Annotated in this window: 17 protein-coding genes and 3 pseudogenes; 11 read left to right on the top strand and 9 right to left on the bottom strand. The window is 41.0% G+C overall.

What is annotated here, in order from left to right:
• Positions 1-141: 141 nt before the first annotated feature.
• From H515_RS0111295 to H515_RS0111285, 3 genes and pseudogenes are all read left to right on the top strand, one after another.
• A complete protein-coding gene (locus tag H515_RS0111295) occupies positions 142-444 on the top strand; it encodes a DUF4134 domain-containing protein (RefSeq protein WP_004354999.1) in 303 nt (100 codons plus the stop codon).
• Positions 445-446: 2 nt separating this feature from the next.
• On the top strand, positions 447-782 hold the full coding sequence (locus H515_RS0111290) for a DUF4133 domain-containing protein (RefSeq protein ID WP_028901963.1): 336 nt from the start codon (positions 447-449) through the stop codon (positions 780-782).
• Positions 779-1,315 (top strand): annotated as a pseudogene (locus H515_RS0111285) (TraG family conjugative transposon ATPase); the annotation flags it as partial. The gene H515_RS0111290 and the pseudogene H515_RS0111285, both read left to right, overlap by 4 nt.
• A gap of 5 nt (positions 1,316-1,320) precedes the next feature.
• Here the strand turns inward: H515_RS0111285 and H515_RS0111280 are convergent.
• The 4 genes from H515_RS0111280 to H515_RS13535 all read right to left on the bottom strand — a co-directional run bounded on the left by H515_RS0111280 (position 1,321) and on the right by H515_RS13535 (position 5,555).
• Positions 1,321-2,433: a hypothetical protein gene (locus H515_RS0111280; RefSeq protein WP_025877716.1), complete on the bottom strand. Its 1,113-nt coding sequence runs from the start codon at positions 2,431-2,433 to the stop codon at positions 1,321-1,323.
• 3 nt (positions 2,434-2,436) lie between these two features.
• Positions 2,437-3,297 (bottom strand): adenine-specific DNA-methyltransferase, encoded by an 861-nt coding sequence (gene yhdJ, locus H515_RS0111275; protein ID WP_025877714.1) that lies wholly within the window; start codon positions 3,295-3,297, stop codon positions 2,437-2,439.
• Between the two features lie 4 nt (positions 3,298-3,301).
• A complete protein-coding gene (locus tag H515_RS0111270; RefSeq protein WP_025877712.1) occupies positions 3,302-4,852 on the bottom strand; it encodes an SIR2 family protein in 1,551 nt (516 codons plus the stop codon).
• 226 nt (positions 4,853-5,078) lie between these two features.
• Entirely contained in the window at positions 5,079-5,555 is a 477-nt protein-coding gene (locus H515_RS13535) for an HU family DNA-binding protein (RefSeq protein ID WP_025877710.1), read from the bottom strand.
• Positions 5,556-5,662: 107 nt separating this feature from the next.
• Here H515_RS13535 and traM point away from each other — a divergent pair.
• From traM to H515_RS0111230, 7 genes and pseudogenes are all read left to right on the top strand, one after another.
• Positions 5,663-5,992, top strand: a pseudogene (gene traM / locus H515_RS0111260) (conjugative transposon protein TraM); the annotation flags it as partial.
• A gap of 48 nt (positions 5,993-6,040) precedes the next feature.
• On the top strand, positions 6,041-6,991 hold the full coding sequence (gene traN / locus H515_RS0111255; protein WP_028901962.1) for a conjugative transposon protein TraN: 951 nt from the start codon (positions 6,041-6,043) through the stop codon (positions 6,989-6,991).
• On the top strand, positions 6,985-7,575 hold the full coding sequence (locus H515_RS0111250; RefSeq protein ID WP_025877705.1) for a conjugal transfer protein TraO: 591 nt from the start codon (positions 6,985-6,987) through the stop codon (positions 7,573-7,575). Before traN ends, H515_RS0111250 begins: the two co-directional genes overlap by 7 nt.
• Positions 7,576-7,587: 12 nt before the next feature.
• On the top strand, positions 7,588-8,040 hold the full coding sequence (locus H515_RS13530; RefSeq protein WP_004336250.1) for a DUF3872 domain-containing protein: 453 nt from the start codon (positions 7,588-7,590) through the stop codon (positions 8,038-8,040).
• 18 nt (positions 8,041-8,058) lie between these two features.
• Entirely contained in the window at positions 8,059-8,568 is a 510-nt protein-coding gene (locus H515_RS0111240; RefSeq protein ID WP_004336251.1) for a glycoside hydrolase family protein, read from the top strand.
• 196 nt (positions 8,569-8,764) lie between these two features.
• A complete protein-coding gene (locus tag H515_RS0111235) occupies positions 8,765-9,730 on the top strand; it encodes an IS30 family transposase (RefSeq protein WP_025877702.1) in 966 nt (321 codons plus the stop codon).
• Between the two features lie 84 nt (positions 9,731-9,814).
• The gene (locus tag H515_RS0111230; RefSeq protein WP_000700631.1) at positions 9,815-10,294 is read left to right on the top strand and encodes a Csac_0668 family 2Fe-2S cluster-binding (seleno)protein; all 480 of its coding nucleotides are present in this window, start codon (positions 9,815-9,817) and stop codon (positions 10,292-10,294) included.
• Positions 10,295-10,618: 324 nt separating this feature from the next.
• On the opposite strand, the gene H515_RS0111225 is transcribed toward H515_RS0111230, so the two are convergent.
• A complete protein-coding gene (locus H515_RS0111225) occupies positions 10,619-12,745 on the bottom strand; it encodes a heavy metal translocating P-type ATPase (protein WP_025877689.1) in 2,127 nt (708 codons plus the stop codon).
• Between the two features lie 275 nt (positions 12,746-13,020).
• Between H515_RS0111225 and H515_RS15140 the strand changes: the two genes are divergently transcribed.
• A complete protein-coding gene (locus H515_RS15140; RefSeq protein WP_025877687.1) occupies positions 13,021-14,268 on the top strand; it encodes a TIGR02391 family protein in 1,248 nt (415 codons plus the stop codon).
• Positions 14,269-14,412: 144 nt separating this feature from the next.
• On the opposite strand, the gene H515_RS0111215 is transcribed toward H515_RS15140, so the two are convergent.
• The 4 genes and pseudogenes from H515_RS0111215 to H515_RS13520 all read right to left on the bottom strand — a co-directional run.
• The gene (locus tag H515_RS0111215; protein ID WP_025877685.1) at positions 14,413-14,643 is read right to left on the bottom strand and encodes a hypothetical protein; all 231 of its coding nucleotides are present in this window, start codon (positions 14,641-14,643) and stop codon (positions 14,413-14,415) included.
• A 4-nt stretch (positions 14,644-14,647) separates the two neighbouring features.
• On the bottom strand, positions 14,648-14,932 hold the full coding sequence (locus tag H515_RS0111210; protein WP_028901961.1) for a hypothetical protein: 285 nt from the start codon (positions 14,930-14,932) through the stop codon (positions 14,648-14,650).
• A 27-nt stretch (positions 14,933-14,959) separates the two neighbouring features.
• Positions 14,960-16,233 (bottom strand): annotated as a pseudogene (locus tag H515_RS13525) (PcfJ domain-containing protein).
• A 4-nt stretch (positions 16,234-16,237) separates the two neighbouring features.
• Positions 16,238-16,536 (bottom strand): PcfK-like family protein (locus tag H515_RS13520; protein ID WP_036891890.1); only part of this gene is annotated, 299 nt, incomplete at its 5' end.

Below are 16,536 nucleotides of genomic sequence, written 5' to 3'. Positions count from 1 at the left end.
TAAAATTGTAAAGTGATGCGAGGGTGGCTCAAAAGTAAAACAATCTGCCAATATCTGTCATACGATAAAACCGAGCTACCCCTTGCCACTTTCACCCTAAAAAGAAAATAATTTGTTTAACAACTTAAAATAAAAACAGCAATGAACAACAAAAAGAAAATCACAATGCTGCTCCTGATGGCTGCCGCCACCGTAGGAGCTTATGCGCAGGGTAATGGAATGGCGGGTATCAATGAAGCCACCAAGATGGTAACCTCCTACTTTGACCCGGGTACAAAACTTATCTATGCCATCGGTGCTGTGGTGGGCTTGATTGGAGGAATCAAGGTCTATAACAAGTTCAGTTCGGGCGACCCCGATACGAGCAAGACCGCAGCCTCTTGGTTCGGTGCGTGTATCTTCCTCATCGTGGCTGCCACCATCCTACGTTCTTTCTTCTTGTAACAATGGCTGAGTGGGAAATCAACAAAGGTGTAGGTCGGACGGTAGAGTTCAAGGGTTTGAAGGCGCAGTACCTCTTCCTCTTTGCAGGAGGACTGCTGGCTGTCTTCATTCTTGTGGTCATTCTCTATCTCTGTGGAGTCAGCCAAGTAGCTTGTCTTGTCATAGGTGTAGTGGGTGCCAGCCTTGTGGTATGGCAAACGTTCACCATGAATAGAAAGTACGGGCAATACGGGCTGATGAAAAAGGGAGCCGTGAGAATGCACCCACGCTACCTCTTGAACCGCCGTACGGTCTGCCACCTTATCCGTAACCTTCAACCCAAAAGAAAGAAGCAATGAGAAACAACAGTAAGATAACGACCTTGGAATCAAAGTTCCCGCTGCTCTCCGTCGAGCAGGGGTGTATGGTGAGCAAGGACGCCGACATCACGGTCGCATTCCGTGTGGAACTGCCAGAACTCTTTACCGTCACTTCTACAGAATACGAAGCAATGCACTCTGCCTGGCATAAGGCAATCAAGGTGCTACCCAATTACAGCATCGTACACAAGCAGGACTGGTTTATCAAGGAGGACTATCAAGGAAAACTCTCCGATGGCGGACTAAGCTTCCTTGCCCGTTCCTCTGAACGGCATTTCAATGAGCGTCCGTATCTCCACCACTCAGTCTATCTCTTCCTTACCAAGACGAACAAGCAGCGTATGGCACAGCAGAGCAACTTCTCTTCGCTTTGTCGTGGACATCTGCTACCAAAGGAGATTACCAACAAGGACGAGGTGATGAAGTTCATGGAAGCCGTAGACCAGTTCGAGCGTATCATCAACGATACCGAGCAGATAAGGATTACCCGCATGACGGAGGAGGAAATACTTAACCGTTATTCATCATCTGTATAGTTGAATTCCACTTTGCTTTGCAGCATTATCTCATCTAAAATATTCTTAATACCTCCTTTATCTATGACTTTAGATAAACAATCGATTAGTATTGGAATATTGATAATTTCTTCTATGCAGTTCATAAATTTATCTACCACCTTTTCAACTTTATAAGTATCGATGGCATTTTCTCTAAGTTCTGACCGAATAGTGGAAACTGTATCATTAGTTTTGATAACGAAAGTTATGGGATAGCGTTCAATCTTTTCTATGTCGAGAAAATATTTTCTGAAATCCAAAGTCTCTGTTACTTGAAAGAAACGTCCAAGAGGCTTCATGACAAAATCAATCCCACCATCATTTGCATTCGTTCTGCCCGTTTTATATAGACGCAATGCCTCTGTATTAAGCGAATCTAAATCATACCCCCAAATAATAGTTTGATCCTTATAGAAGAACTTGAGGATAGAATAACTTACAATTTCAAACAACCTTGCATCAACATTTGGAGCCAATAGACTCTCAATGAAAGACTTTACTTTGCGGGAATCGGAAGTTGAGAGTTCCTGTAACTGCTGGCATTGTTGTATAAATTGTCTTAGCGATTGTTGCTTTATCGTTATGTACTTATCGATAATTTCAATGATAGATGTAGCTATGTTATAATTCTTTTTTCCAACCTTTATCAACAATAGATTCTCATTTATCCAATAGCGATTGGTTTCTAAATCCCTTATGATAGGTGTCAATTCCGAAGTTGGGAAGAATTTTTGAAACTCAGCATTCATCCTATTGTTAAGCGCATGGTTTTGCAGTTTCTCACCAAAAGGGAGTTCCCTCTGCCTCTTGAAGAGTATAGAGTATTGCGCACCTTCATATTTACTATACTCTTTGTTCTTGTGGAAGCCATGATTGATATAATCTTCCACAACAACGTAGATAGCATATAGATTGGCAAAACTTGAACGTGACTTGGAACCCCTATTAGCTGATTTTGTCTTTAAGTTAAGATATTGCAATAAGGGACTTTTCTCATAAATGTCTTCGCTCTTGTCTTTGAATGCTTTATTTAGAATTTCCTTGATATAAGGCGTAAAACTATGTTCTTTCATAACTTACATTGGGAATAATGTGGGATAAATAATGTTTGCGGTCTCTTTCCGAGACAAATTCTTTTCCATTTTCTTCAATACCTCGCCATTGTAGGATTGTGCCAACTTCAATCTTCTCAATCCTATTTTTACATACTCTTCTTGTAGTTCAATCCCGATAGACTTACGATTAAGGGACTGTGCAACGTATGCGGTTGTAAATGTACCCGAGAATGGGTCTAATACCATATCACCCTCGTTAGAACTTGCCTTGATGATGCGTTCAAGCAAGGCTATGGGCTTCTGGGTTGGATGGTTCTCATACTCTTCCATACGATAGCGTACACGTGGAAACTCCCAGACATTGCCCGGCACTTTTGTAGTCTTATATGGCTGGGGAGGATTCTTACGGTAATCTATCAATCCTCGTTTTGCTCCTGTCTTCGCCTCGACAAGAATATCATCTGAGTTAAATGTATAATGTTTTTTATCTTTGACACAAAACAAAATAGGTTCGTATAGAGAACCGAAGTATTGCTTTGCTTGCACACCTGAACTGTCATAATACCATACAAGTCTTGAGAGTATATCCAACTTCTTGCGGAGAAAAATATCAAAGTAGGGCATGAACTGTGTAGAGGTCATTACATAGAAAGCTCCTGTAGGCTTCAATTTTTGTATGCACAAGTCAAGCCATTTATAGCACCATTCAAGATAAGCCTCGTCGCTTTCCCACTTGTCTTTGCAACCTGCAAAATCTTTGCCGATATTATAGGGTGGGTCTGCAAATATCAAATCCACTGAATTATCCTCAACACATTCATTCAATGCCTGCAAGGCATCGCCATGTATTATCTTGTTGTCGTTTGTTCCAAAAATATTCATACTTTTACTCCCAAGCATATTTCCTCCAATCATAAAAACAAATCAATTTCTTAAAATAGGTAGAATATTGCTTACTCTTTTTATTGCCAGAAATAAGGAAACCATTAAAGTTTTCCTCTATAAAATGTTGCAATATTGGTAAATCTTCATCTTGCAATGAAAGATACGGAATCAGCGCACAAATTTTCCATATTGTGTCAGGAAAACTTTTCAATGCGGCATCTAAACTTAATCGTTTTTTTTCTTCATCGAAATTATATGCACAAAAATCATCCTGCTTTAATAAAGGCATATTTAACCCGAGTTGATTACTTGTATAATCATCTTCAGAATTAATACCGATAGCTCTAAGATATTTATAAATTGGAATATAACGGGTACTTTTTCTTAGTTCAGGAATAGTTTTAGTTAATAGTGCCTCGCTGTCATAATTTCCGCTTTGAAAAACTATATCTTTAAATATATCTCTTGCTTTAAGTCCTGTATATCCAACGGCAGACTGATACTTTGCTATCGTGCCGAACCCACAGACAAACTGAATATCCTTGTTGGTTTCAATTTCTTTCTCGGGCAGGACATATAATTTCCTCTCTGGCTTTTCCGAATAAACGATTTCATAAAACTGCTGCTTGTAAAATCTTAGCACGTTCGCAGACATCTGACGTTCAAATGTGGCTAAACATTCATATACAGGTTTGAATTCATGTGTTTTAATGCGAATAACTGGAAGAGTAACGCCCTCGCTCATCAGCATATCGTATCTTTCAACCTCCATTTCGGCATCGGCATCCCTGTTCCATTCTACGAAGAAAAGATTGTTTTGCAGCAAGCCTATCTTGTCCTGGTCAAGACACTGCACAATGGAAGCCAATATGCTTTTTATGTTATTGTCATTCATTGAGTATCCGATAAAGACAATCGGATGCTCTATGAATATCGTGATGAGCTTTGCTGCAAGATAAGCATTTCGCTTATTGAAATCAGTGTAGTCTTCATGCGTGAGCACTAAACTCTCCGGCTCACGCATACAACCATGAATCTTGTATATTTCGCCTATATTTACAATAGACTTGGAGAACAAGAGTTCTTTCTGACCAACGTATTTCGTGAACTTAGGAAACTGACGCTCACAAAAGTCATCCCAGTTTGTTGTGATAATCCCATCAATGTTGAGTTTACTTAATATGACAAGTTCTTCTAAATATGTTTCCTCTGGCTCTTTCAGGCTATATTCAACAAAGAATTTTGCAATTTTATCTTTCAGGACACTGCTTATATTGGTAGCTTTGTCCTGGAAAGACTTCTTGTATTCATCATCATCAGGAAGAGACCAAAACTCTTTATTACATTCCTTTGCTATTTCTGTAGCGACTATGGACAAATCTTTTGTGTCAAGGGATGTATAATATGCGTTGATATGCTTTTGGGTAAACTTAGACAATAAGGTTTCCCAATCAGGTGTGTCCAAATAATGTTTAGTAAACCCCGAACCTATGAAAAGGAATGGAGCAGTCTTCTTACCCTTGATAATATTTATAAAATCGTCTTTTGTCATATCTTTTAATTTGTAAAGCAAGAATACCCAACGTATACTCTTGAAATTGTCTTATTAGACTTTTGAAATTCTCTTATAGGACAATTTTAATTCTCTTATAAGACAATTTTGCCACTTTTATCTGCATTGATTATCAGTGAGTTACAAATGTATGTTTTCAGCATCGCAAAGCAAAGGAAATGGTGCGCAGAACCGTTGTGCTCCACGCACCGAGAAAATGCCCATCCTATGGGTTCACTTCATCTCCGCCGCCCGTTTCCGAACTGGTTCCCGAGCCTCCGCCTGAAGTGTCGTCGGAGGCGTTCACGATGTCCTCCTGAATGGAGAAGTCGAGCAGGCGGGCATCGAGCGTGTCGCGCATCGTGGTGCTCTTGGTGAACTGCACATTTACCTGCTTGATGAGCTGCGCACCTTTCTTCTTGGCTTCGGCAGCCGTCTCCACGCCCTGCGACTTCATCGTCAGGCGGAACGACCCCAAGTCGCCGAGCCGCACGGTGTTGCCTGCCTCCAAAGCCTCTATGACCTCATATTGCAGCGCATCCAAGACGGCTTTCACGTCGGCGCTCGAAACCGTGGAACGCTTTTCCACACGCTTTACTATCTGCGCAAGTGTCATCGGTGTGGTCGGTGCTATCTGCGGATAATACTTCACTTCGTTCTTTTTAAGCGGGTTTTTCTTCGCTTGGATTACGTACTTAATCATAAGCCTTTCATTTTAAGGGGTTAATGATAGTCGCAAAGATAGCATTTTTATTTCTAACCACAATGTGAAATGAGAACTTTCTGCTAAGAGAGTTGCAAAAATCTTAAGAAAACAACCGTATGCACCTGTTCATCAAAAGCATTGAGGTGGACGGCCATATCATAGCCGTCAAGCTCTCGGCATACGACACGGACGGACAGGAGGGGGTGTATATACCAGGTTCGGAGGACATCAATGCGCTTAAGGAAGTCGGGGCGAATATCGGTGGCTCGATGGGAACGTCCTTTACCTTCGCTTCTTCTGCCAAAGACCAGATTATCTCCGAGGCTGCCCGTGGGGTGATGCAGGGCGCAAGTCAGCTGCTTCAGAAGAAACTGCGCACCGTAAAGGTAACGCTCAAAGGGGGCTATCGCCTCTTCTTGGTGCAGACAAAATAAACAATCAAGAATAACAAGTAAAACAATAACATCAAATCAACAGCAACAATGAAGAAACTTATTTTATCAATGGCTATGCTTGCCATGGTGGGAGCAACAGCCACAGCACAGGAAAACAATGATGGTTTGACTCCGAGCCGTCCACTTACTTCGGGAGAGCTCTTTCAAGGGATGAGCCGTGCCATTCCTAATGGGCGTGTCGTCCTTCCCTACGGCTTGGACGTTACCTTCGACAAGACTGTGCATCTCATTTTCCCTGCTCCCATTCGCTATGTGGACTTGGGCAGCAATAACTTGATTGCAGGAAAGGCGGAGGATGCAGAGAACGTGTTGCGCGTGAAGGCTGCCGTGAAGGATTTTGAGACGGAAACCAATATGAGTGTCATCTGCGACGACGGCTCTTTCTATGCTTTCAACGTCAAGTATGCTGATGAACCGGAGAAGCTCAGCATAGAGATGAAGGACTTTCTTTCCACGACGGAAGGCAGGCTGCCAAGCAATCGCTCTGATATTTACTTTAAGGAACTCAGTAACGAGTCGCCCGTACTCGTCAAACTGATGATGCAGACCATCTATCAGAATGACAGACGCAGTATTAAACATATCGGCTCGCAGCAGTTCGGTATGAAGTTCCTGCTCCGTGGCTTGTATGCTCATAACGGCTTGCTGTATTTCCACACTCGTATGGAAAATGGCACGAATATGCCGTACTCGGTGGATTTTATCACCTTTAAGGTGGTTGATAAAAAGATGGCAAAGCGCACCGCTATACAAGAACAAGTATTGCAGCCGCTTCGTGCCTATCATCAGGTGATGCAGGTGCGTGGTATGGGTAGTGAACACACTGTGTTTGCGCTCGAACAGTTTTCTCTTGCAGAAGACAAGCAGCTTGAAGTGACGCTCTATGAGAGAAATGGCGGTCGTACGCTGACCTTTTATGTAACGGCAGAAGACCTGCAGCTGGCAAAGAATATTGATAACCTCAAACTGAAATGGTAATGAAGAAGAACAATATCATTCTAACAGTATGCGTTGTGGTGGCCATGACTTTCAGTCTGTCATCGCAGGCACAGCGACTGATACCCAAGCAAAGGGGAATAGAGTTTGTTGGGAGTGTTCCGCTTATCAAGGATGAAAAGTTCCTTGCAGCTGACAATTTCGGCATGGGAGCATCACTCACCCGCTATCTGGGTCGTGAGAATTATACCTTTGTTATGGCAGAGTATGAACAGCAGAATATGCCGTACAGAAGTTATAACGTAAAACTCAAAGATGCACTTTTGCACTTGGGCTATATGCACCCGATTGTCTCCGACAATGGCAAGAATGTATTTCTCTATGCTGGCATATCCGCATTGGGCGGTTACGAGGAATTGAATGAGGATAAGAAGCTGCTACCCGATGGGGCAACACTGCTCGACCGCTCTCGCTTTGTCTATGGTGGTGCCGTTCACGGCTCGGTGGAAGTGTTCTTCACGGACAGGCTTCTGTTTCTTGTCAAGGCACAAGGGCGGTTGCTCTTCGGCTCTGACGTGCATCGTTTCCGTCCTGCGCTTTCGGCAGGATTTAGGTTTAATCTTTAACTGGTAAAAGCAATGAAAAAGAAAATATTGAGTACTATTTGGGTAATGGGTGTGCTGACTCTTGCCGTGTTTTGCCTATCTGCTTGTGATAGGGAATTGGATGTTCAGCAGTCTTATCCGTTTACGGTGGAGACAATGCCGGTTCAGAAGGACATCATAAGAGGACAGACGGCTGAGATACGCTGCACACTGAAGAGAGGCGGTGAGTTTGCCGACACTCGCTATACTATCCGCTATTTCCAGCCCGATGGAAAGGGAACATTGAGGATGGACGATGGCACAGTGTTTAAGCCCAACGATTGCTATCCGCTCACCAAAGATGTGTTCCGCTTATACTACACCTCGCTGTCATCTGACCGTCAGACGATTGACGTGTACGTGGAGGATAATATGGGCGGTATGCAGCGACTGACCTTCAGCTTCAATAATGAGAAGGAGGATAAGGAAAAATCCACCGCACAGTAGCTACCAAAGCCTTGAACGATGCGAACGGTTAAACGCTTTGCTTTATTCTGTATGGTGTGCTTGTTCTGCCATCCGATTCTTGCCCAACGCAGAGTACGGCTGGCAGACTTGCCACCTTTTGAGCGTGCGGTAGTTGTTGTTAAATACTTTGAGGGACTTCATAATAAGCCGAAGGATTTTCCGTATGTTGGATATGGTCATCAGCTGCAACCAGGAGAACGTTTCACTGCGGATATGACGGAACGGCAGGCTGACTCACTGCTCCGTGCCGACCTTTGGAAATGCTTTGAACACTTCAAAGGCTATGGTAAGGATGCCCTGCTGCTGACCTTGCTTGCCTATAATGTGGGTGTAGGACGATTGCTTGGTTATGGCAAGCACCCCAAGAGTAGGCTGCTACGAAAGATAGAAGCAGGAGATAGAAATATCTATCGGGAGTATGTTTCGTTCTGCCAATATAAGGGAAAAGCCTTGAATGGGTTAGTTAAACGCAGACAGGTGGAGTTTGCGCTGTTTTATATTCCATGATTTTACACAGAATGACTCTTGTGCAGATTCAAAATCGAAGTGCAATAAAAGAGTACCCCTCGCCGAGAGATGCAGACGTTCTCGAAGCGTAGCGAGAGGTTGTCTGCATCTCTCGGCGAGGTAAAGAAACAATCAGCAATACAAATAAAAAAAGGGAGACCGAAATCTCCCTAAGATTAATTAATTTTGTATTGCTATGTCAAATCAACTAATCGAAGCACAAAGATACGAAATCTATCTTGGACTTCAAAGGAAATGGAGCAAATCCCGTATAGCAAGGGAAATCGAAGTGTCCTGCTCAACGGTCATCCGTGAAATCAGGCGAAACTCCAAGCCAGACGGCACGCATGTGTGGAAGTATGCACAATCCAAGTGCGAAGCCCGCAAGCACGGCTTTAAAGGCAATCACCGCAAGCCTGAGGACTTATGGTGGCGTGTTGACCGCATGATAGAGGATGAGGACTGGTCTCCCAGCCAAATTGCAGGCGTGCTCAGACGTGAGGGTATTCACATCGTGAAGCAGACCATCTACAACCACGTCCATGCAGACACCACCGGAAAACTTGCTTCACATATGCCACATAGGCTCAAATACACAAAGAGGAGCAAGGCGTTGCGTCCTACGAAGGCTACCAATATCCCTAACCGTATAAGCATACACCAGAGACCAATGCAGGCTGACGGCACGCGCTTCGGAGACTGGGAACTGGACACTATCGTCGACTCGTACGGTCATGCCATAGTTACCTTAACGGAACGCTCGACTAACTACATTCTCATAGAAAGACTGCCGCAGGGACGGAAGGCGTTACCAACGGCAAAGACCGTGGCAAAATTGCTCTTTCCATATAGGGAATCACTGCTTACCATTACCACTGACAATGGATGTGAGTTTGCCGCACACGAGGAAATAACAAGGCGGCTCAGCATGAATGGAAGAAATCCGGTGGTGGTTTACTTCACCGATTCTTACTCCTCCTGGCAGAAAGGTGCTGTAGAGAACGCAAATAAACTCATTAGAAGGTACATACCAAAAAAGGCAAACTTCAACGATTTCTCTGACCGAAAAATAATGGAAATACAAAAGAAAATAAACAGAAGACCAAGAGAAAAATTAAATTTTGATACCCCTAAATACAAATTCTTCGAAAACTTTCCATAAATTTGCATTTGCTGTTGGACTCTACAAAATTGGTTTTACCTAGTTTAAAAAAGAAATTATAATGAAAATATGGAGGCTAAGAATATGAAGATTAATAATGAATGTTGTTGTGGATGCAAAACAGAAAAGCCGGATCAAATTAAAGACAATTGTCCTGTATGTAATAATGAAGGGATTTCCGTTAGTAAAGTAACTGTTGAACATCTAGTGGTAGATGATTATCGTAATGCTGTTAACGGAGATCAATATAAGATTTGCATGAACGAGGACTGCGACGTTGTTTACTATAACTTAGATAATGAAATAAAATTCTTGAAAGACCAAGTTAGAGTTCCTATCTGGTTTAAGAAAGATGCAGATCCTAAGTATGCTTGTTATTGTAGCGAAGTCACAGAAAATCAGGTAATTGAAGCAGTTGTAAAGCATGGCGCGAAATCCGTAAAAGAAGTAAATGCCATCACTGGGGCAATGAAAAATTCTAATTGTAAAGAAAACAATCCGTTGGGAGTTTGTTGTCATAAGATTATTCAGGAAGCTATCGATAAAGGCTTGAAAATGAAATAATTACAGTCGATATGTTCCTACAAACGAGAGCCAATCTTTGATATGTTTCCATCTACGAGCGTGGATATGTTCCCCATAACCATAGGGGTTGAGACTGTAGTATTGATGTCAAGAAAATAGAATAACAAGCTATAAAACTTATAAAATCAATGGCTTATAGGATTTTAAAAGAAATCAGTTTTATAATAAATTAAAAATCGTGTTGGTAGAAAAATCGTCTATTTCTACCAACACGATTTTACAAAGAGCCAGTACTTACATCTCTTTTTCTCCTGTAAAACTATTGTATATTGATACTTTAAGGAGTTTCAATCATTCGATCTGTTAACCGTTATTTTTTGGATCTAAACTTAATAAAATAGCATTAATGGCGACGATGACTGTTGACACAGACATTAGAATTGCTCCTAATGCAGGGCTTAATGTGATACCAATAGGAGCCAAAATTCCTGCAGCTAGAGGGATAGCTATAATGTTATAACCAGCTCCCCAAAAGAGATTTTGTTTCATTTTACGAGTTGTCTTGTGTGCTAATTCAATAAATGATTCAATATCTCCTGGATCAGATTGAGTCAAGATGACATCAGCTGAATCCAACGCCACTTGGGTTCCAGCGCCTACAGCTATACCAACATCTGCCAAGGCAAGAGAAGGAGCATCATTGACACCGTCACCTACCATGATAACTTTCTTTCCTTCTTCTTTAAGTGTTTTTACTAACTCATATTTGTCTTGTGGAGATTGATTTGATCTATATTCAATCTCTAAATCTTCTGCCGCTCCTTGAGCTGCTTTTTCATTATCACCTGTTGCCATAATTGGTTGAATATTGTTCTTTTTAAGAACTTTAATTAACTCTTTGCTCGTTGGTTTTAATTCATCCCCTAAAGCTACAGCACCAATAGCATCATCGTTTTCTACTAAGACACTGAGAGTTGCTCCTTTTGGAATATCCATATCCAGATTACGTCCGTAGGCTTTTTGGCTGATTAATTGGTAACTATGGCCCTTGGCTTTGCCTTCTACGCCAGCACCGGAAATCACATCAATTGAATCAAAAGATACTGGACTTATACCTTGCTGCTTAGCGAAGCTTATAATTGATTGAGCAATCGGGTGGCTAGATCCTCCTTCAATACCTGCCAGTAAGGCAATGATTTCCTCTTTATTATATTTGTTATTAAAAAGTTCAACGTCTAATACTTTAAACTCACCAGTTGTTAAAGTACCCGTTTTATCTAAAATCATCACATCTGCATCTTGAGCTATTTCTAAGGCTTGGCGGTCTTTTACTAGTAAGCCACGACTTGCCCCTAAGCTTGTGCTACGAGCGGTGACCAATGGAATAGCTAGACCCAAAGCGTAAGGACAAGCAATAACTAATGTAGTAGTTGTAAATATAACTGCCGTTGGCACATCTTCTATAACCATCCATGTTACAAAAGCAATTAGCGCGACAATAACAGCAATATAGAAGAGCCATCCTGCAACCTTTTGAGCAATATTTTCTACTCTGGAAGGCTGACTTTGAGCTTGGCTGATTAAATTCTGAACTTGAGATATAAAGGATTGATCACCTGTCTCATTCACTTTAATATAAAGAACCCCTTCTCCATTTGTTGAGCCTCCGATTACTTCATCGCCAGGACCTTTTTTAACTGCTTTTGATTCTCCAGTTAGAAGAGCTTCATTTAAACGTGATTCGCCACGCTCGATAGTTCCATCTGCTGGCACATTTTCTCCAGCTTGAACTCGAATTAAATCACCTACCTTTAAGTCAGCAACTGGTCGTGTTTCTATTGAATCGTCATCTAATACTACATGAGCATCTTTTGGTACTAGCTTAGCCAGTTCTTCTTGTGCATCTCCTGCTTCTCCAATAGCTTTCATCTCAATCCAGTGACCTAATAACATGATTAATAGTAATGAAGCAAATTCAAAGAAAAAATCCATAATTTGTACACCTGTTACGTAGCTTGCTATTACAGTATAAATACTATATAAATATGAAACACTTAAACCTAAAGAAACGAGAGCCATCATTCCAGGTTCTTTTTGTTTAAATTCGTCAACTGCCCCTTGATAGAATGGACGTCCACCATAAATAATTAATATAGTAGATAAAATAGCTACTACAATATCAGAATATGGAAAAGCAAACTGGAATGGTAGTTCAAACCCAGCCATAGGGGATAAGAGCATAATAATGATTCCTATTGGCAATGACTTTAAGAAAAGTTCCTTAAAGTTACCGTGATGATGATGCTCATGCCCACCGTGCCCGCTGTGATCATGCCCACTGTGCCCGCTGTGATCATGCCCAGCATGATGTTCTTGATGTTGATCCTTATAGTCTCCATGTTCTTCCGTGCTTACGTGCTCATGTTTTGAATGATCCATGTCGCCATGATTATGGTGACTGTGGGATAAATGTTTGTTGTAATTGTTCATTTTAAATTCCTCCTTATACTTAATAATGATGTAAATGACATTTGCATTGTCTATGCGATTCCTGAAAAAAGTACACAGTTGATTGAATATTACTGGGACTGTATACCGGTCATTGGATTAAGACCTGAGAGTGTACACACCCGAAACGGGTTAGGTGCCAACTCATATACAAAGGTACATATATTCTCTCGTTTGGCAAAATCCGACTTTGCACAGAAACGATCTGTGGCGTCCCTTTCGGCTTAAATGATGCCGCAATAAATTATATTTGGAATTTGGCAATTTATGATTTGTACCGTAAAATTATTTCCTATGGTATTGAATATTTCTCCAGTGCGATTAATTGGGAGGGTAAAAAATTAAAAACAATTGAAGACTTAAGAGAAGTAAAAGATTATCAAATTATCTCTGGTACTTTTTCTCTCGGCATCATTCCACATGAGGCCCATTTCTATCTTGAACAGTGTCGAGAAATACGGAATAATTTCTCAACAGCTCATTTTCCTATGGGTGCATTAGATAAGATAGAGACATTTAATTTTATCAAGAATTGCATAAAGTATGTTCTTACATACGATCTACCAGCTCCAGGATTGCAAATTAAAGACCTCATAGAAAATTTGTCATCAGAAAAACTTGAGAAAGGTGAGGAGATATGTGCTATTATAGAAAATCAGTCGTCAAAAATTCATGGTCCTATTTTACATAATTTGTTTTCAAATTATATCAAACCTGATTGTAATGCAAATCTAAAATACAATGTAAAATTGATTGCTCCATCATTATGGAATATTGTTTCTGAAGATGTAAAAAGTAGTATAGCTGTTAAGTTTGCATCTCTGCGAGAAGTTAAAGGGAAAGATGGAGCTAATGAAGCACTAAGCTTTTTAAAACTAGTTAATGGTGTTTCTTATATACCAGAATCTTATAAAGAAGTTATTTTTAAGAAATACGCTCAGTTTCTCATAGATGCTCATTATGAATGGAACAATTTTTATAATGAACCAAATTTTGCCAAAGAACTTGATGCCTTAGGATATGAAATTCCAATTGCATCCTTAAACACCTATTTAAAAGCAGTTTTATTATCTTATTTAGGAAATTGTTATGGAGTTTCTAAAGATGCCCAAGAATATAATGAAAAGATGCTTTTAAATTTAACCCAAACAGGAATAAGAGGATTGTTTAGATTAATTGACAAAAATGTAGATATCGTAAGAATTTTATCAAGTATAGGTCCTGTTAATAGGCTCAAATCCCTTATGGATTTAATAAAAGAAAAAACAATGCTCCCCGAACAACAGAAAATTATGGCTTTTAATACATTGAGAACTCCTTCAGAGGAAAGTGAACATAAAGGGTTTAGCAATTTTATAAAAGTTTTTTTTAGTATGTATCGTAATCCAAAAGCTCATACTCCAAGAATGACAGAGGATACACAATTATCAGCCATGATAGAGGTTTTAGTCGTTGCTTCCATAATTCATAACAAATTAGATATAACATATAAGACAGGATATTAGTTATTTGGCTTTTTGTTACTTTTGAGCCGTCTCAACTCGCTGCCAAAAGTAACGAGGTATTTTTTGTTGGGGTTTCTTTGCTCCTTTCTTTGTCCGCCCGAAGCTCACGAAAGAAAGGAGCGGTCGGCAAATCTGTCGACCGCTTTACGTTGTGTGCTCTTTTTGAACGATTATCCGTCCCGTCTTTACTTCGGGGTGTGTGGAGAAAGCCCAATTGATTTCCTCATCGGGAAGTGTGCTGTGAATGCTGCCACCCATAACCAACCCACAATTTTGCAGGACTTTCTGCCGTGCGTCTTCTTTGTTCTCCGCAACCACATCAAACACTCCATCGAAGATGTATTGCGTCCGTACTCTGTAAACTTTCTTCTTCATAATCTTAAAATTCAACCTTTAATAATCTGTACTCCCTTGGCTCTCCATTGGATAATTTGCGGTGTTTGAGCCAAAAATGATGTGCACCATAACCGTATGCAAAGAACTTGTCAAGTTCCGTTTCTTCGGCTATTTTGCCTATTGCCGTCCTTAACTCTTCCTCGTTGCCGGATAGGGTTATCGCGTTGATAACCCTAATGAGAATATGCGGTATTTGGCTTTCACTTTGTCCGCCGATTTTCAATTCATCCGCATAGTTGTAGATAATGTTTTCAATCTCTGTCTTCATATCTCTGATAATTTAATGGTTCATACTTTATGCTGTTGCTTTCATTCTTCGGCTTATAAGACCTCGATTGGCATTGACAAGGTTCACTATCTGTTCGTGATACTCCGTATTCTTGTTGCACACTCCACGACTTTGCACCACCTCAAATGATTTCAGTGATACCTCTATTGTTTCTATCCGCTTGCCCTCAATGGTTGCCGACAGGATTAGTGAGTCCTCTTTAAGATAATATTCGTGGAAAATACGCAATGGTGCATGGTCGCTCCCTCTTCCAAATGCTCACGCACGCTCTCCAATACGTGGACTTGGATTGTGCCGTCGGTGAAATGGATACCGAAGAATTTGGATTTGAGCTCCTTGAAACGTTTTTCGTCTTCCATTGCCTTCTGCTGTTTTTGGGCTATCTCTTCCCTTTCCCTTTGTCTATTGAGTTCCTCCTGTCTGCGGTCGTGTTCGGCTTTAAGGTCTGTTGGACATAAATATTTTGGATTATGAATATCCTTACCTAATCTTCTAAGTGTATCTACATAATCATTCCAAAGAGAAATGTCTGCTATCTCATAACCGTTACGGACTGCAATCTTGTAGGACTGCCATAGTTCCTCAAAAGTCCTCTTGTTGCCGAGAAAGTAACGTAAATGGTCTGTGCTACCAGCCTTTAGCAATGTTTCCACACGGCTGTCTGTAAGCAATGCAGGAATAAGCTGTGTAGGTACGATGCCATAGAAATTATCCTTAAATCCATTTCTGCGAAGTATGTCTGTAACTTTGAACTTCGGATATATCGGTGAGTAGGCAATATGCTGATAGGCTTCATTATCGTTTCGTATCGCCATAGGACTATAATAGGAAAAGGTATCAACATAGTGTCCCAATACCCTCTGTATGGCAACCACAGCTTTTCGTCCCTGCATATTCCACCAATATTGCCCAATCTCAATTATTGAAGTTTGTGCTTTGTAACCTTTCTCCATACCCACAATAAGTAGGAACATACGTAATACTTGAAACTCTCCACAAGTGGTAAGTATGGTGAAATACTGCTTCTGCTGCAACTTGCGCTCGTAGGTTTCCTTGACCTGCAACTTTGCCCTGCAATGAGGGCAAGTGCAAGTTTCTCTATGTTTGTTCATTATCCAACTATGCCCACAATCCATACAAGTGGTACGACCTTTTGGCAAGCGGTAGGCGAAGTGGTCAATACACTCACGGAATGCCCACTTATTTTGTGTCTTGGTTATCGGGCGAAGGTTCTTGCTCTCGGCAAGGACTGCCTTCTCAAATTTGTTTCTCGGTTTCATAGGCTTAAAAATCAAATAGTGATGGTTGCACTTGGGTTGCTATGTTCTCGGTCTTTTTAACTCGTGCGTTACGGCTCTGTATTTTGGCAAGTTCCTCACGCTGATATTGCTTAATGGCTTCTTGCCTTGCTTCGGCTTTTTCTTCCTCTGTGAGTTCTACCATGTGATTGACCATTACTTGGCAATTGGTAGGCTTGCCAATCTCTATATTGTCCTCATCATAGTAGTGAACAGCCATAGAGAAGATTTCATCATCATCAAAGCCGTTGCAACCGCTTTTCTGCACTTCATTAAGAATGTAGG

The organism is Prevotella corporis DSM 18810 = JCM 8529 (assembly GCF_000430525.1).
GTDB classification, from domain to species: domain Bacteria; phylum Bacteroidota; class Bacteroidia; order Bacteroidales; family Bacteroidaceae; genus Prevotella; species Prevotella corporis.
The sequence above is the reverse complement of the archived record's forward strand: the minus strand, read 5'-3'. Positions and strand labels throughout refer to the sequence as shown.

Bases quoted from the DNA above. Each gene is read 5' to 3' on its own strand.
- H515_RS0111270 (WP_025877712.1), bottom strand. From the start codon at position 4,852: ATGACAAAAGACGATTTTATAAATATTATCAAGGGTAAGAAGACTGCT.
- H515_RS13535 (WP_025877710.1), bottom strand. From the start codon at position 5,555: ATGATTAAGTACGTAATCCAAGCGAAGAAAAACCCGCTTAAAAAGAAC.
- H515_RS0111225 (WP_025877689.1), bottom strand. From the start codon at position 12,745: ATGAACAATTACAACAAACATTTATCCCACAGTCACCATAATCATGGC.
- H515_RS0111210 (WP_028901961.1), bottom strand. From the start codon at position 14,932: ATGAAGACAGAGATTGAAAACATTATCTACAACTATGCGGATGAATTG.
- H515_RS0111215 (WP_025877685.1), bottom strand. From the start codon at position 14,643: ATGAAGAAGAAAGTTTACAGAGTACGGACGCAATACATCTTCGATGGA.
- H515_RS0111230 (WP_000700631.1), top strand. From the start codon at position 9,815: ATGAAGATTAATAATGAATGTTGTTGTGGATGCAAAACAGAAAAGCCG.
- H515_RS0111280 (WP_025877716.1), bottom strand. From the start codon at position 2,433: ATGAAAGAACATAGTTTTACGCCTTATATCAAGGAAATTCTAAATAAA.
- traN (WP_028901962.1), top strand. From the start codon at position 6,041: ATGAAGAAACTTATTTTATCAATGGCTATGCTTGCCATGGTGGGAGCA.
- yhdJ (WP_025877714.1), bottom strand. From the start codon at position 3,297: ATGAATATTTTTGGAACAAACGACAACAAGATAATACATGGCGATGCC.
- H515_RS0111290 (WP_028901963.1), top strand. From the start codon at position 447: ATGGCTGAGTGGGAAATCAACAAAGGTGTAGGTCGGACGGTAGAGTTC.
- H515_RS0111240 (WP_004336251.1), top strand. From the start codon at position 8,059: ATGCGAACGGTTAAACGCTTTGCTTTATTCTGTATGGTGTGCTTGTTC.
- H515_RS0111235 (WP_025877702.1), top strand. From the start codon at position 8,765: ATGTCAAATCAACTAATCGAAGCACAAAGATACGAAATCTATCTTGGA.
- H515_RS13530 (WP_004336250.1), top strand. From the start codon at position 7,588: ATGAAAAAGAAAATATTGAGTACTATTTGGGTAATGGGTGTGCTGACT.
- H515_RS0111250 (WP_025877705.1), top strand. From the start codon at position 6,985: ATGGTAATGAAGAAGAACAATATCATTCTAACAGTATGCGTTGTGGTG.
- H515_RS0111295 (WP_004354999.1), top strand. From the start codon at position 142: ATGAACAACAAAAAGAAAATCACAATGCTGCTCCTGATGGCTGCCGCC.